Raw genomic sequence first — 14,002 nt, forward strand, 5'->3', positions numbered from 1 at the left:
CGCATCCGGCTCAGGCGCGGCGCCGCACCAGATACGCGGCGCCGCGCTCCGCCGCCCGCTCGCCCACGTATTCCTGCCGGCGCATCGAGCACCAGGCCGGGATGTCCAGCCGAGCCGCCTCGTCGTCCGACAGCACCGCGATCACCGACCCGACGGGTACCCCGGTGATGGCCTTCGCCAGCTCGATCACCGGGATCGGGCACCGCTTGCCCAGCGAATCGACCGTCAGCGCGGGCTCGTCGCCACTGGCCTCCGCCCGGGACCGGGCGACGGGACCCGCCGGCGCCTCCAGCCGCTCACGGACCGCGGAGACCGCGCCGGGCAGCACACCGAGAAACCGCTCCACCTCCTCCGCGGACGTCCCCCGGGGCAGCGACACCCGGACGTTCCCCTCGGACAACACCCCCATGGCCCGCAGGACGTGGCTCGGCTCGAGCGTGCTCGAGGTGCACGAGGACCCCGACGACACGGAGAAACCGGCCCGGTCCAGCTCGTGAAGCAGCGCCTCTCCGTCGACGTACAGGCAGGAGAAGGTGACGACGTGCGGCAGCCGGTGCCGGGGGTCCCCGACCACCTCGACGTCGGGCACCAGTTCCGTAACCCGGGTGCGGACCCGCTCCACCAGCTTCCGCAGCCGCTGCGCCTCGGCGTCCGCCTCGGCCCGGGCGGCGCGCAGGCCGGCCACCGCGGCGACCACTGCCGGGATGTTCTCGAATCCGGCGGCCCGCCCCGACTCGCGTTCGTCGGCCGGCCCCTGGGGAGCGAACCGGGTGCCCCTGCGTACGGCGAGCAGACCGACCCCCGCCGGGCCACCCCACTTGTGGGCGCTCGCGGCCAGGACGGACCAGTCGCCCGGTACCGGTTCCCAGCCCATCGTCTGGGCGGCGTCCACCAGCAGCGGTACGCCTGCCTCCCGGCATGTCCCCGCCACCTCGGCGATCGGCTGAGTGGTGCCCACCTCGTGATTGGCGGACTGGAGACAGGCGAGGGCGGTGTCGGCGCGCAGGGCCTCCCGGAATTCCGTCACGGCGACCCGGCCCCCGCGGTCCACGGTCACCCGGGAGACCGTGCCGCCGTCGCGTTCATGCGCGTCGGCGGCGTGCAGCACGCACGAGTGTTCGACGGCTGATACCACGAGGTGTCTCCCGGCGCGCCGCCGCCCGGCCAGCGCGCCGGCCGCACCCCGGTGCACGGCCGTGGTGCCGGAGGACGTGAAGGACAGCTCACCGGGAGCGCAGCCGACCGCCTCGGCGGCGGCCTCGCGGGCCGCGTCGAGCAGCATTCGTGCCCGCCTGCCCTCGCGGTACAGACGCGCGGGGTCGGCCCAGCCCTCGTCGAGGGAGGCGATCAGGGCCTGACGGGCAACCGGATGGAGGGGCGCGGAGGAGGCGGCGTCGAAGTAGGGCACGGTCGAACGCTAGCGCCGCACGGTGCGGAGACGGACGACGTACCCGCCGCCCGTCTCCGCCCGGCGCGTCGTGAGAACCGCCCGACAGGCGTCCCGTACCGGGATCTGACGGGGCGAAGGGGCACGCCCGGATGGGCCGGACCACCCCTTCGGGGAGGGGGGCGGCGCGTTGGGCACCCTCCCCGCGCAGCCCAAAATCGAGTCCAGTAGGGTTTGGTCCGCATAAACATCCAAACCCCTGCCCGACAGGGCCGGCGACCGACCAGAGAGACGGCCGCAGCCGGCCGGCGGGCGAGACTCTCGGGAAGGCGCTACGTGAGTCCCAACGGCTCCGACCTCCCCCACCGCCCGCCGGGCGTGGGCGGTTCCCCCATGTCGCGGCGCCCGATGCGGCGGAAGCTGCCGCAGGCACTGGCCGCGGGCCTGGTCCTTGCGACCGCCACCGGTTGCACATACAAGGACTTCCCCCGCCTCGGAATGCCCACCCCGGTAACGGAAGAGGCGCCGCGGATCCTCTCCCTGTGGCAGGGTTCATGGGCAGCCGCCCTGGCCACAGGTGTTCTGGTATGGGGCCTGATCCTCTGGGCGGCAGTTTTCCACCGCCGCAGCAGGACCAAGATCGAGGTTCCCGCGCAGACGCGGTACAACATGCCGATCGAGGCCCTGTACACCGTGGTCCCGATCATCATCGTCGCGGTGCTCTTCTACTTCACCGCGCGTGACGAGACAGCGCTCCTCAAGACCTCCAAGAAGCCCGACCACGTCGTCAACGTGGTGGGCTACCAGTGGAGCTGGGGCTTCAACTACATCGAGAACGTGGACGGTGAGACCGGCACCCCGGCCAAGCTTCCCGCGCAGCTCGACGCGATCCCGGACAAGTGGACCGACGGCTTCCCGAAGGGTGCCGAGGGCGTCCACGAGACCGGTACCCCGGGTGAAGAGAACCCGCAGACCGGCAATCCCGGCCCCACGCTGTGGCTGCCGAAGGGCGAGAAGGTCCAGTTCGTCCTCACCTCGCGGGACGTCATCCACTCGTTCTGGGTGGTGCCGTTCCTGATGAAGCAGGACGTCATCCCCGGCCACACCAACGTCTTCGAGGTGACTCCGAACAGGGAGGGCACCTTCATGGGCAAGTGCGCCGAGCTCTGCGGCGTCGACCACTCCCGGATGCTCTTCAACGTCAAGGTCGTCTCCCCGGAGCGGTACCAGCAGCACCTCAAGGACCTCGCCAAGAAGGGGCAGACCGGCTACATCCCGGCGGGCATCCCCCAGACTGACGCCGCAAAGAACGCGGAGACCAACAACCCATGAGCATCCTCAACGAACCTCAGGGTGCAGCCGAGGCGGCACCGTTCGAGGACGAAGTGCCGCTGCGCCGCAAGCAGCCCGGGTCGGCCGTGGTCAAGTGGATGACGACCACCGACCACAAGACCATCGGAACCCTGTACCTGACCACATCGTTCGCCTTCTTCCTCATCGGCGGAGTGATGGCGCTCTTCATGCGCGCCGAGCTCGCCCGTCCCGGACTGCAGATCTCGTCGAACGAGCAGTTCAACCAGGCGTTCACGATGCACGGCACGATCATGCTGCTGATGTTCGCGACGCCGCTGTTCGCCGGCTTCGCGAACTGGATCATGCCGCTGCAGATCGGCGCGCCCGACGTGGCGTTCCCGCGGCTGAACATGTTCGCCTACTGGCTCTACCTGTTCGGTTCGCTGATCGCGGTGGGCGGCTTCCTCACCCCGCAGGGCGCGGCCGACTTCGGCTGGTTCGCCTACTCGCCGCTCTCGGACGCGGTCCGGTCGCCGGGCATCGGCGCCGACATGTGGATCATGGGTCTGGCCTTCTCCGGATTCGGAACGATCCTGGGCTCGGTCAACTTCATCACCACGATCATCTGCATGCGGGCTCCCGGCATGACGATGTTCCGCATGCCGATCTTCACCTGGAACGTGCTGCTCACCGGTGTGCTGGTGCTGCTCGCCTTCCCGGTGCTGGCTGCCGCGCTGCTGGCGCTGGAGGCCGACCGGAAATTCGGATCGCACGTATTCGATGCGGCCAACGGCGGTGCCTTGTTGTGGCAGCACCTGTTCTGGTTCTTCGGCCACCCCGAGGTGTACATCATCGCGCTGCCGTTCTTCGGCATCGTCAGTGAGGTCATCCCGGTCTTCAGCCGGAAGCCGATGTTCGGCTACATCGGTCTGATCGCGGCCACCATCTCGATCGCCGGCCTGTCGGTCACGGTATGGGCGCACCACATGTACGTCACAGGTGGCGTCCTCCTGCCGTTCTTCTCCTTCATGACCTTCCTGATCGCGGTTCCGACCGGTGTGAAGTTCTTCAACTGGATCGGCACCATGTGGAAGGGAAGTCTCAGCTTCGAGACGCCGATGCTCTGGTCGGTGGGCTTCCTGGTCACGTTCCTCTTCGGTGGTCTGACGGGTGTCATCCTCGCTTCGCCGCCGATGGACTTCCACGTCTCCGACTCGTACTTCGTGGTGGCGCACTTCCACTACGTCGTCTTCGGAACGGTCGTCTTCGCGATGTTCGCCGGCTTCCACTTCTGGTGGCCGAAGTTCACCGGCAAGATGCTCGACGAGCGGCTCGGCAAGATCACGTTCTGGACCTTGTTCGTGGGCTTCCACGGCACGTTCCTGGTCCAGCACTGGCTGGGCGCCGAGGGCATGCCCCGCCGGTACGCGGACTACCTGGCCGCCGACGGCTTCACCGCCCTGAACACGTTCTCGACGATCGCCTCGTTCGTCCTGGGCCTGTCGATGCTGCCGTTCCTCTACAACGTCTGGAAGACGGCGAAGTACGGCAAGAAGATCGAGGTCGACGACCCGTGGGGTTACGGTCGTTCACTCGAATGGGCGACCGCGTGCCCGCCGCCGCGGCACAACTTCCTCACGCTGCCGCGGATCCGCTCCGAATCCCCGGCATTCGACCTGCACCACCCGGAGATCGCCGCCCTCGAATCGATCGAGAACACCGGCGTGGGCGAGGACAAGGTCATCGGCGGCAAGGAGGCCGGGAAGTGAAGATCCAGGGACGCATGTTCATCTGGCTGGCCGTCTTCATCCTGGCCATGGCCATCGTCTACGGCGTGTGGTCCAAGGAGCCGGTGGGCACCACGGCGCTCTTCCTGGCCTTCGGTCTGAGCATCATGATCGGCTACTACCTGGCCTTCACGGCTCGCCGGGTGGACACCGGGGCTCAGGACAACAAGGAGGCGGATGTCGCGGACGACGCCGGCGAGCTGGGCTTCTTCAGCCCGCACAGCTGGCAGCCGCTGTCCCTGGCCATCGGTGGCGCCCTGGCCTTCCTGGGCATCATCTTCGGCTGGTGGCTGCTGTACTTCTCCCTGCCGGTCATTCTGGTCGGACTGTTCGGCTGGGTCTTCGAGTACTACCACGGCGTGAACCGCACCCAGTGAGCACCGCCCGTACGCGGGCAGCACGAGGCGGGCCCGGACACCTGATGGTGTCCGGGCCCGCCTCGTGCTACGGCGTGCCGGTCCGCGTCCATTACACGATGCAACCCGATTGCAGCCGTCCGACGCGCCGAGTCGGCTGACATTTCATACTTTTGTGGTTATGAGTCACATACCTCGCATACGCACGGTCCTCGGTTGCGCCCTTCTGGTGTCGCCTCTCGCCGTCTCGGCGACCGGTTGCAGCACCGAGCACCCGCTCTCCGCCAAGCCCTACGACGCGACCGGACGGCTCGCGTTCAACGTGGACGACGAGAGCCGCCAGGTGGACCCGAGCAAGCCCTTGGAAGTCACCGTGAAGGGGGGCGACGACCGAATAACCGACGTCACGGCCACGGACGCAGCAGGGCGCTTCGTGCGGGGCGCGCTCAGCGAGGACGGCACCCGCTGGCGCAGCACCTCACCGCTGGCGGCCGGCGTGCACTACACCGTGCGGGTCAGCACGGAGAACGAGGACGGTGAACCCGGCCTGCGCAGCATCGGGTTCGACACCGTCGCGGCGGACAAACGGCTGCGGGTCACCTTCGGCCCGGACAGCGGCACCTACGGCGTCGGCCAGCCGGTGACCGCGGAGCTGAGCAAGCCCGTCAAGGGGGCGGAGGCCCGGGCGGTCGTCGAACGGGGGCTGAGGGTCGAGGCCCACCCGTACGTGGCCGGACGCTGGCACTGGGTGGACTCCAAGACCCTGCACTACCGGCCCCGCGAGTACTGGCCGGCGAACGCCACGATCGATGTCCGCAGCGCCCTCGACGGCGTGCGGATCAAGGGCTCCCTCTACGGCGGCCCGGCCAAGCCCCTCGAGATCCGGACCGGCGACCGGGTGGAGGCCATCACGGACGTCGCGGCCCACCAGCTCACCGTGAAGCGCAACGGCAAGGTGCTCCGCACCATCCCGGTGAGCACCGGGAAACCGGGCTACGACACCCGCAACGGCATCAAGGTCGTGCTCGCCAAGGAGCCGTCCGTCCGGATGACCAGCGCCAGCATCGGCTCCTCGGACTTCTACGACCTCCAGGTCTCCTGGGCCACCCGGGTCACCTGGAGCGGCGAGTACGTGCACGCGGCCCCCTGGTCCGTCGGCTCCCAGGGCGTCGCCAACACCAGCCACGGCTGCACCGGCATGAACACCGAGAACGCGAAGTGGTTCTTCGACACGATCCGCCTGGGCGACATCGTGCAGGTCGTCAACAGCAGCGGCGACATGATGACGGCGTTCGACAACGGCTTCGGCGACTGGAACATGTCCTGGGAGGAATGGACCAAGGGCAGCTCCGTGAAGGCCGCGGCGGCGCCGGGCGGCGGCGGACCCGCCGATCCCGCCCGGCTCCGTCCGAGGACGTGAGCGGCCCCCTCGCGGCGGCGGCGCCAGGGCCGGCCTCAGGCCTCGACGGCGAACCTCGTACGGGTGCGCAGCAGGCCGGCCAGGGCGTCCGCCAGGTCGACCGGGTCGACCGGGTGGGTCACGGCCGCATCCGCCCGGCTCCAGGTCGCCAGCCAGGAATCCTGGGGGCGGCCGATGAGCAGGAGCACCGGCGGGCAGTTGAAGATCTCGTCCTTGATCTGCCGGCACACGCCCATGCCGCCCGCCGGGACCGCCTCCCCGTCCAGGATGCAGACGTCCACGCGGGAGGACTCCAGGGCGGACAGCACCGCGGGGAGCGTGGCGCACTCCAGAAGCTCCACCGGGGGCACGTCCGCTGCCGGGCGGCGCCCGACGGCGAGCCGCACCTGTTCGCGGGTGTTGGCGTCATCGCTGTAGACCAGCACCGTGGCGGTGGGCTGCATCGTTCCTCCAGGAATCCGGACTGCGCTGTACGGGATGGGCCGTTGCCGCGGATGCTACTCCCAGGCAGGCCCGGCGGAGGAGTCTTCGGCGGCATCCAAGATCGGCCCGATCCGGCGTCAGGGTCCGCCCGCCCCGCACGTGCTCGCTCGGGGTCCCCCTGGCGGGCGACCCTTCCCACGGCAGTTCCCCACCGCTGCCCGCTGCTGCCGCCGGTACGGTCCCCTGCTGCCGGGGACCCTCGTGCGACCCGGTTTTCGCCCTCGTACGAGCAGGGCATACGCCCCGGACACACCGAACGGCACCCCCCGGAGTGAGGGCGGGATAAGCGACCGACATAATGTCGGTCGTGGCGACAGCAACGACAGTAGATACCGGGCACGCGCACCCGTCGGTCAACCGGCCGAACCTCACCAGCGTCGGAACCATCATCTGGCTGAGTTCCGAGCTGATGTTCTTCGCGGCCCTCTTCGCGATGTACTTCACCCTGCGATCGGTGATGGGCGCCGAGTTCTGGAAGTCCCAGGCGGACACGCTGAACTTCCCGTTCTCGGCGACGAACACCACGATCCTGGTGCTCTCCTCCCTCACGTGCCAGCTCGGCGTCTTCGCCGCCGAGCGCGGCGACGTGAAGAAGCTGCGCATGTGGTTCGTGATCACTTTCGTGATGGGTGCCATCTTCATCGGCGGTCAGGTCTTCGAGTACACGGAGCTGGTCAAGCACGAGGGCCTCTCGCTCTCGTCCAACCCGTACGGCTCGGTGTTCTACCTGACGACCGGCTTCCACGGCCTGCACGTGACCGGCGGTCTGATCGCCTTCCTGCTGGTCCTCGGCCGGACGTACGCCGCCCGGAGGTTCACCCACGAACAGGCCACTGCGGCCATCGTCGTGTCCTATTACTGGCACTTCGTCGATGTCGTCTGGATCGGCCTCTTCGCCACGATCTACATGATCAAGTAACCCTGCGCCCACCGGGTGCGCGTGAGAACCAGACAGACACAGCAGTATCGACGCAGAAGATCCTGACACCGGGGTAATCCGTGAAAAAGCTCTCCGCACGACGGCGCCATCCGCTGGCGGCGCTTGTCGTCCTACTCTTCGCGCTGGCGGTCACCGGGGGGCTGTACGCCGCGTTCGCTCCTGCGGACAAGGCCCAGGCCGACACGACCGCCCAGTCCCTTGCCATCGAGGAGGGCAAGAAGCTCTACTCCGTGGGCTGCGCCAGCTGCCACGGAACGGGCGGTCAGGGCACGTCCGACGGCCCGAGCCTGGTCGGCGTCGGCTCCGCGGCCGTGGACTTCCAGGTGGGCACCGGACGTATGCCGGCGCAGCAGCCGGGCGCCCAGATGCCGAAGAAGCCCAAGATCTACACGCAGGCCGAGACGGACCAGCTGGGTGCGTACATCGCCTCCCTGGGCGCCGGCCCGATCAAGCCCACCGAGGACCAGTACAGCCCTGAGGGCGCGAACGTGGCGAAGGGTGGAGAACTCTTCCGCACCAACTGCGCCCAGTGCCACAACTTCACCGGCAAGGGCGGTGCCCTCACGGGCGGCAAGTACGCCCCGGAGCTCGACGGCGTCACCCCGAAGCACATCTACGAGGCCATGCAGACCGGTCCGCAGAACATGCCCTCCTTCCCCGAGTCGGTGATGCCGGAGAAGAACAAGCAGGACATCATCGCGTACCTCGGCACCGTCGCGAGCGGCGAGTCCGAGAGCCCGGGCGGGCTGGAGCTCGGCGGGCTCGGCCCGGTCGCCGAAGGTCTCTTCGGCTGGGTCTTCGGCCTGGGTGCGCTGATCGCTGTCGCCATCTGGGTCGCCGCCCGGACTGCAAAGGCCAAGAAGTCATGAGTCAGACTGGATCCAACAAAGACGTGTCCGAAGAAAACCTGCCGAGTGAGCAGGCAACGGCTCACGAGGGCGCCATGGGGGTCCCTCCCAGGACGAAGTCTCTGGGTGAGGTCGCGGACGACCCGTTCGCCGACCCGGGCCTGCCGCCCCACGAGCCCCGCGTCCAGGACATCGACAAGCGGGCCGCCAAGCGCTCCGAGCGCACCGTCGCACTGCTGTTCACGGTGTCGATGCTGGCCACGGTGGGCTTCATCGCCAGCTATGTGGTCCTGCCGATCGACAAGATCGTGTACGTGTGGCCGTTCGGCCACATCAGCGCCCTGAACTTCGCTCTGGGTCTCACGCTCGGGCTCGCACTGTTCTGCATCGGCGCCGGCGCGGTCCACTGGGCGCGCACGCTGATGTCGGACGAGGAACACGCCCAGGAGCGGCACCCGATCGAGGCTCCGCCCGAGGTCAAGGCCCAGGTGATGGCCGACTTCAAGCAGGGTGCCGAGGAGTCCGGCATGGGCCGGCGGAAGCTGATCCGCACGACCCTGTTCGGCGCGCTGGCGATGGTGCCGCTGTCCGGCGTCATCCTGCTGCGCGACCTGGGACCGCTGCCCGAAGGCAAGCTGCGCCACACCCTGTGGAGCAAGGGCAAGCTCCTGGTCAACCAGAACACCAACGAGCCTCTGCGCCCCGAGGACGTCGGCGTGGGTTCACTGACCTTCGCCGTGCCCGAGGGCCTGGAGGAGGACGACCACGACTTCCAGAAGGAGGTCGCGAAGGCGGCCCTGATGATCGTCCGGATCCAGCCGGAGGACATCAAGGACAAGCGCGAACTCGACTGGTCGCACGAGGGCATCGTGGCGTACTCGAAGATCTGCACCCACGTGGGTTGCCCGATCAGCCTGTACGAGCAGCAGACCCACCACGTGCTCTGCCCGTGCCACCAGTCCACCTTCGACCTCTCCGACGGCGCACGAGTGATCTTCGGTCCCGCCGGTCACGCCCTGCCGCAGCTGCGGATCGGCGTGAACAAGGACGGTTACCTCGAAGCGCTCGGCGACTTCGACGAGCCCGTCGGCCCGAGCTTCTGGGAGCGCGGATGAGTACCTCGAGCACGAACCCGGCGGGCGGCACCGACGGGCGCAAGGCGCCCGCGGGTGAGCGGGTCGCCGACTGGGCGGACGGCCGCCTGGGCATCTACGGCCTCGCCAAGGCCAACATGCGCAAGATCTTCCCGGACCACTGGTCCTTCATGCTGGGCGAGATCGCGCTCTACAGCTTCATCATCATCATCCTCACGGGTGTGTACCTGACGCTGTTCTTCCACCCGAGCATGAACGAGGTGGAGTACCACGGCAGTTACGTACCGATGCACGGCATCCTGATGTCCGAGGCCTACGCCTCGACGCTGGACATCAGCTTCGACGTGCGCGGCGGTCTGCTCATCAGGCAGATCCACCACTGGGGTGCGATCGTCTTCCTCGCGGCGATGCTCGTGCACATGATGCGCGTGTTCTTCACCGGCGCGTTCCGCAAGCCGCGTGAGATCAACTGGCTGTTCGGCTTCCTGCTGCTGGTCCTCGGCATGTTCACCGGTTTCACCGGCTATTCGCTGCCCGACGACCTGCTGTCCGGTACCGGTGTGCGGTTCATGGAGGGCGCGGTCCTGTCCGTGCCGATCGTCGGAACGTACCTGTCGTTCTTCCTGTTCGGCGGCGAGTTCCCCGGCACCGACTTCGTGCCGCGGTTCTTCTCGATCCACGTCCTGCTGCTGCCGGGCATCATGCTCGGCCTGCTGGTGGCGCACCTGATCCTGGTCTTCTACCACAAGCACACGCAGTTCCCGGGCGCCGGCAAGACGAACAAGAACGTCGTCGGCATGCCGCTGATGCCGGTCTACATGGCCAAGGCCGGAGGCTTCTTCTTCCTGGTCTTCGGTGTCATCTCCGCCATGGCGGCGATCGCGACGATCAACCCGATCTGGGCCCTCGGCCCGTATCGGCCGGACCAGGTGTCCACCGGAGCCCAGCCCGACTGGTACATGGGCTTCTCCGAGGGTCTGATCCGCATCATGCCGGGCTGGGAGATCAACCTCTGGGGTCACACGCTGGTCCTGGGCGTGTTCATCCCGCTGATGATCTTCCCGCTGGTGCTGGCGGCCATCGCGGTCTACCCGTTCATCGAGTCCTGGGTCACCGGGGACAAGCGCGAGCACCACATCCTGGACCGCCCGCGCAACGCCCCGACGCGCACCGCGTTCGGTGCCGCGTGGATCAGCCTCTACTGGGTTCTGCTCATCGGCGGCGGCAACGACCTGTGGGCCACGCACTTCCACATGTCGATCAACGCCATCACCTGGTTCGTCCGCGTGGGCTTCTTCGCGGTGCCGGTGCTGACGTTCATCGTCACCAAGCGGATCTGCCTCGGCCTCCAGCGCCGGGACCGGGACACGGTGCTGCACGGCCGCGAGTCGGGCATCATCAAGCGTCTCCCGCACGGTGAGTTCGTCGAGGTGCACGAGCCGCTCGGCCAGGAGCAGCTGCACGCGCTGACGCAGCACCACCAGTACCAGCCGATCGAGGCCGGCCCGGTGGTCGACGAGAACGGTGTGGAGCGCAAGCGGACCATGGCGGAGAAGCTGCGGGCGAAGCTCTCGCAGGGGTATTACGGCCAGGACAGCCAGATCCCCAAGCCGACCGTCGAGGAGTACCAGGAGATCACCAGCGGTCACGGTCACCACTGACCTTCCGCAGGTCCTCACCGAGAGCCCCGTCCGGATTCCGGACGGGGCTCTCTGGCTTCGGCGGGCGACTGGATAGGCTTGACGACGGGGCCGTACCCGAGCCCTCACGACACGTCGAACGGATCCTGGAGCGGACCATGAACGTTGTGACCCCGGCAGGCGGGGGCGGCCCCGACGACGTCAGGGGGAGCGACGACGCAACGGTCCGCACCTGGCCGGACCTGCTCTCCGCACTGCTCGACGGGGTCGGCCTGACCGCGGACGACACCGCCTGGGCAATGGACCGGATCATGCGGGGCGAGGCCACCGACGCGCAGATCGCCGGATTCGCGGTCGCCCTGCGCGCCAAGGGCGAGACGGTGGCCGAGGTGTCGGGTCTCGTCCGGGCCATGTACGGCCACGCCAGGCTTATCGACGTGCCCGGTCCCAGCGTCGACATCGTCGGCACCGGCGGCGACCGGGCGAAGACGGTGAACATTTCCACGATGTCGTCGATCGTGGTCGCCGGCACCGGGGCCAAGGTGGTCAAGCACGGAAACCGGGCGGCGTCGTCGGCGAGTGGCGCGTCGGACGTCCTGGAGAAGCTCGGGGTTGATCTGAATCTGAGCCCGCAGCGCGTGGTCGAGGTCGCCGAGGAGGCGGGCATCACCTTCTGCTTCGCTGTGAATTTTCACCCGTCGCTGCGTCATGTCGCGCGCGCGCGACGAGAGTTGGGTGTCCGGACCATCTTCAACGCGCTCGGGCCGCTCACCAACCCGGCGCGGGTGCAGGCCCAGGCGACCGGCGTCGCGGATGCCCGGATGGCCCCCATCATGGCCGGTGTGCTCGCCGACCGCGGATCCTCGGCGCTGGTGTTCCGCGGTGACGACGGGCTGGACGAACTCACCACCACCGCCACCTCCCGGGTGTGGTTCGTCCGCGACGGCAGCGTCAGCGAGGCGGCGTTCGACCCTCGCGACATCGGCATCCCCCTGGTCCCGGTGGAAGCCCTGCGGGGGGCCGATGCCTCGTACAACGCCGATGTCGCGCGGCGGCTGCTGGCCGGTGAGGAAGGGCCGGTGCGGGACGCGGTGCTGCTGAACTCGGCCGCCGCCCTGGTCGCACTCCGGCCGACCGGGGCTCCGCTCACCGAGCAGATCGGTGACGCGGTCGGAAAGGCAGCGGAGTCGATCGACAGCGGAGCCGCCCGGCGCGCCCTCGAGCGCTGGGTCGGTGCCAGCAACGGCTGATGGGACGCCGGTGCGGGCCCGCGGTGGTGCGGACCCGCACCTGTGGGCTGCCCGGCAGCGTCCTCAGGCGTCGAGGCCGATCGCGAACGCGGCCTCCAGGTCGTGCTGCGAGTAGGTGCGGAACGCGACGTGGGTGTCCGTGGCCTCCACCCCGGGGATCTTGCTGATCGAGCCCGGAATGATCTCGGCGAGGTCGTCGTGCTCCGCCACCCGGACCATGGCGATCAGGTCGTACGTCCCGGTCACCGAATAGACCTCGCTGACGCTCTCCAGCGCGGCGATCGACTCCGCGATCTCGGGGATCCGGTCCACGCTGGTCTTGATGAGAACGATCGCGGTGATCACGGCTGGCTGTCTCCCTCGGTGGCCCTGGCTGCGCCGTTCACCCTACTCCCACCGCAGTGGCGCACCCAGGCGTAGAGGAACCCGGCGCAGAAGCCGACCAGATGGGCCAGGTAGGCCACCCCGGGCTGAGCCCGGTCGGTGTGCGCGGCCGGCCACTGGAGCGCGAACCAGAAGACGAGCACGAGCCAGGCGGGGAAGCGGAGCGGCAGGAAGAGCAGGAACGGGAAGAGGCTCGTGACCCGCGCCCGGGGAAAGAGGAAGAGGAAGGCGCCGAGGATCCCCGAGACGGCCCCGGACGCGCCGACCAGCGTCTGCTGGGAACCGGGGTGTGCGACGGCGAATCCCACCAGCGCGATCCAGCCGGTCGCGAGATAGAACGCGGCGAACTGCAGGTGCCCCATGCGCCGCTCGGTCATCCGGCCGAAGACGTGGAGGAAGAGCATGTTACCCAGCAGGTGGATCCAGCTGCCGTGGACGAAGAGTGCGGTCAGCGGGGACAGCAGGGCGTGCGGACGCCCCGCCGCCAGTTCGCTCGGAATGACACCCCAGCGCTCGAAGTGAGCGGTCTGTGCGGCGGCCGGGGCATTCCCGACGCCGGGCAGCAGACCGGTGGCCGAGGCGGGGCCGAGCAGGAAGACCGCGACGGACAGACCGATCAGTGTGTACGTGATCACGGGACGGTCGGACCCTGTGCCCTTCTTGATCATGGGCATATCATTCCTTAAGGGCCCTTTCGGGCCGGGACGCCTCGCCGTGGCAGCGAACACCGCCCGGCCGCCGCATCGGCGGCCCGCCAGGCCGTAGGGTTACGGCGAGTACTCCCGCAGTTCGACGGCGCACCGCGGGTCCGGGGTCCGACCCGAGCGGGCCCGGCAGCACGCGACGAAGACGAGGACACCATGGCCGTTCCCCAGCCGACAGCCGAGACCCGGTGGCGCTGCACCCTGTGCGGAAACCTGACCCGCTTCGATGTCACCCGCTCCACCAGGGCCGTCGAGTACGTTCACCTCGACCTCGCCGGGGAACCCGACATCGAGGAGCGCGACGTGATCAGCGAGAGCATCGAGTCGGTGCGCTGCCGGTGGTGCAACGCGGTCGACCAGGTCGAACTGGTCGACCGTCCGGGCGCGAGCGCCTGAGAACGGAGCGGTGACAGGTG

General features: G+C 68.5%; 14 protein-coding genes. 10 read left to right on the forward strand and 4 right to left on the reverse strand.

Annotated elements, in window-relative coordinates; genetic code table 11:
• Positions 1–10 precede the first annotated feature (10 nt).
• Positions 11–1,408, reverse strand: a complete 1,398-nt coding sequence (locus M1E25_RS03310) for a cysteine desulfurase/sulfurtransferase TusA family protein (RefSeq protein WP_251409227.1) — start codon at positions 1,406–1,408, stop codon at positions 11–13.
• A 315-nt stretch (positions 1,409–1,723) separates the two neighbouring features.
• On the opposite strand from M1E25_RS03310, the gene ctaC reads away from it, so the two are divergent.
• The 4 genes from ctaC (at position 1,724) to M1E25_RS03330 (ending at position 6,243) form a co-directional block, all read left to right on the forward strand.
• Positions 1,724–2,719 (forward strand): aa3-type cytochrome oxidase subunit II, encoded by a 996-nt coding sequence (gene ctaC / locus M1E25_RS03315; protein WP_251409230.1) that lies wholly within the window; start codon positions 1,724–1,726, stop codon positions 2,717–2,719.
• Complete coding sequence (ctaD, locus tag M1E25_RS03320; protein ID WP_251409233.1) at positions 2,716–4,449, forward strand: aa3-type cytochrome oxidase subunit I; 1,734 nt, start codon at positions 2,716–2,718, stop codon at positions 4,447–4,449. The genes ctaC and ctaD overlap by 4 nt, the downstream gene beginning before the upstream one ends.
• Positions 4,446–4,844: a cytochrome c oxidase subunit 4 gene (locus tag M1E25_RS03325; protein ID WP_251409236.1), complete on the forward strand. Its 399-nt coding sequence runs from the start codon at positions 4,446–4,448 to the stop codon at positions 4,842–4,844. Before ctaD ends, M1E25_RS03325 begins: the two co-directional genes overlap by 4 nt.
• 160 nt (positions 4,845–5,004) lie before the next feature.
• On the forward strand, positions 5,005–6,243 hold the full coding sequence (locus M1E25_RS03330; protein ID WP_251409239.1) for a L,D-transpeptidase: 1,239 nt from the start codon (positions 5,005–5,007) through the stop codon (positions 6,241–6,243).
• Positions 6,244–6,278: 35 nt separating this feature from the next.
• Here the strand turns inward: M1E25_RS03330 and M1E25_RS03335 are convergent, their stop codons facing one another.
• Positions 6,279–6,686, reverse strand: coding sequence for a DNA-binding transcriptional response regulator (locus M1E25_RS03335; protein WP_251409243.1), 408 nt, complete (start codon positions 6,684–6,686; stop codon positions 6,279–6,281).
• Between the two features lie 338 nt (positions 6,687–7,024).
• Here M1E25_RS03335 and ctaE point away from each other — a divergent pair, with 338 nt between their 5' ends.
• The 5 genes from ctaE to trpD all read left to right on the forward strand — a co-directional run bounded on the left by ctaE (position 7,025) and on the right by trpD (position 12,498).
• Positions 7,025–7,645, forward strand: coding sequence for an aa3-type cytochrome oxidase subunit III (gene ctaE, locus M1E25_RS03340; RefSeq protein WP_251409246.1), 621 nt, complete (start codon positions 7,025–7,027; stop codon positions 7,643–7,645).
• Between the two features lie 80 nt (positions 7,646–7,725).
• Complete coding sequence (qcrC, locus tag M1E25_RS03345) at positions 7,726–8,535, forward strand: cytochrome bc1 complex diheme cytochrome c subunit (RefSeq protein WP_251409250.1); 810 nt, start codon at positions 7,726–7,728, stop codon at positions 8,533–8,535.
• On the forward strand, positions 8,532–9,629 hold the full coding sequence (gene qcrA / locus M1E25_RS03350; RefSeq protein WP_251409253.1) for a cytochrome bc1 complex Rieske iron-sulfur subunit: 1,098 nt from the start codon (positions 8,532–8,534) through the stop codon (positions 9,627–9,629). The genes qcrC and qcrA overlap by 4 nt, the downstream gene beginning before the upstream one ends.
• Positions 9,626–11,269, forward strand: coding sequence for a cytochrome bc1 complex cytochrome b subunit (qcrB, locus tag M1E25_RS03355; protein WP_251409256.1), 1,644 nt, complete (start codon positions 9,626–9,628; stop codon positions 11,267–11,269). Before qcrA ends, qcrB begins: the two co-directional genes overlap by 4 nt.
• Before the next feature lie 137 nt (positions 11,270–11,406).
• The gene (gene trpD, locus M1E25_RS03360) at positions 11,407–12,498 is read left to right on the forward strand and encodes an anthranilate phosphoribosyltransferase (RefSeq protein WP_251409259.1); all 1,092 of its coding nucleotides are present in this window, start codon (positions 11,407–11,409) and stop codon (positions 12,496–12,498) included.
• A 63-nt stretch (positions 12,499–12,561) separates the two neighbouring features.
• Here the strand turns inward: trpD and M1E25_RS03365 are convergent, their stop codons facing one another.
• Both M1E25_RS03365 and M1E25_RS03370 read right to left on the reverse strand, forming a co-directional pair.
• A complete protein-coding gene (locus M1E25_RS03365; protein ID WP_251409262.1) occupies positions 12,562–12,843 on the reverse strand; it encodes an Lrp/AsnC family transcriptional regulator in 282 nt (93 codons plus the stop codon).
• On the reverse strand, positions 12,840–13,550 hold the full coding sequence (locus M1E25_RS03370; RefSeq protein ID WP_251409265.1) for a rhomboid family intramembrane serine protease: 711 nt from the start codon (positions 13,548–13,550) through the stop codon (positions 12,840–12,842). The genes M1E25_RS03365 and M1E25_RS03370 overlap by 4 nt, the downstream gene beginning before the upstream one ends.
• Before the next feature lie 192 nt (positions 13,551–13,742).
• On the opposite strand from M1E25_RS03370, the gene M1E25_RS03375 reads away from it, so the two are divergent.
• Positions 13,743–13,982 carry a hypothetical protein gene (locus M1E25_RS03375; RefSeq protein ID WP_251409267.1) on the forward strand — a complete coding sequence of 80 codons (240 nt, stop codon included), beginning with the start codon at positions 13,743–13,745 and terminating at the stop codon, positions 13,980–13,982.
• Positions 13,983–14,002 lie beyond the last annotated feature (20 nt).

Source organism: Streptomyces meridianus (assembly GCF_023703325.1).
GTDB lineage: Bacteria > Actinomycetota > Actinomycetes > Streptomycetales > Streptomycetaceae > Streptomyces > Streptomyces meridianus.

What these genes read in the sequence shown, in the direction of transcription:
- qcrA (WP_251409253.1), top strand. Translation starts at nt 8,532, where the DNA reads ATGAGTCAGACTGGATCCAACAAAGACGTGTCCGAAGAAAACCTGCCG.
- ctaE (WP_251409246.1), top strand. Translation starts at nt 7,025, where the DNA reads ATGTCGGTCGTGGCGACAGCAACGACAGTAGATACCGGGCACGCGCAC.
- M1E25_RS03370 (WP_251409265.1), bottom strand. Translation starts at nt 13,550, where the DNA reads ATGATCAAGAAGGGCACAGGGTCCGACCGTCCCGTGATCACGTACACA.
- M1E25_RS03330 (WP_251409239.1), top strand. Translation starts at nt 5,005, where the DNA reads ATGAGTCACATACCTCGCATACGCACGGTCCTCGGTTGCGCCCTTCTG.
- qcrB (WP_251409256.1), top strand. Translation starts at nt 9,626, where the DNA reads ATGAGTACCTCGAGCACGAACCCGGCGGGCGGCACCGACGGGCGCAAG.
- ctaD (WP_251409233.1), top strand. Translation starts at nt 2,716, where the DNA reads ATGAGCATCCTCAACGAACCTCAGGGTGCAGCCGAGGCGGCACCGTTC.
- M1E25_RS03335 (WP_251409243.1), bottom strand. Translation starts at nt 6,686, where the DNA reads ATGCAGCCCACCGCCACGGTGCTGGTCTACAGCGATGACGCCAACACC.
- M1E25_RS03375 (WP_251409267.1), top strand. Translation starts at nt 13,743, where the DNA reads ATGGCCGTTCCCCAGCCGACAGCCGAGACCCGGTGGCGCTGCACCCTG.
- trpD (WP_251409259.1), top strand. Translation starts at nt 11,407, where the DNA reads ATGAACGTTGTGACCCCGGCAGGCGGGGGCGGCCCCGACGACGTCAGG.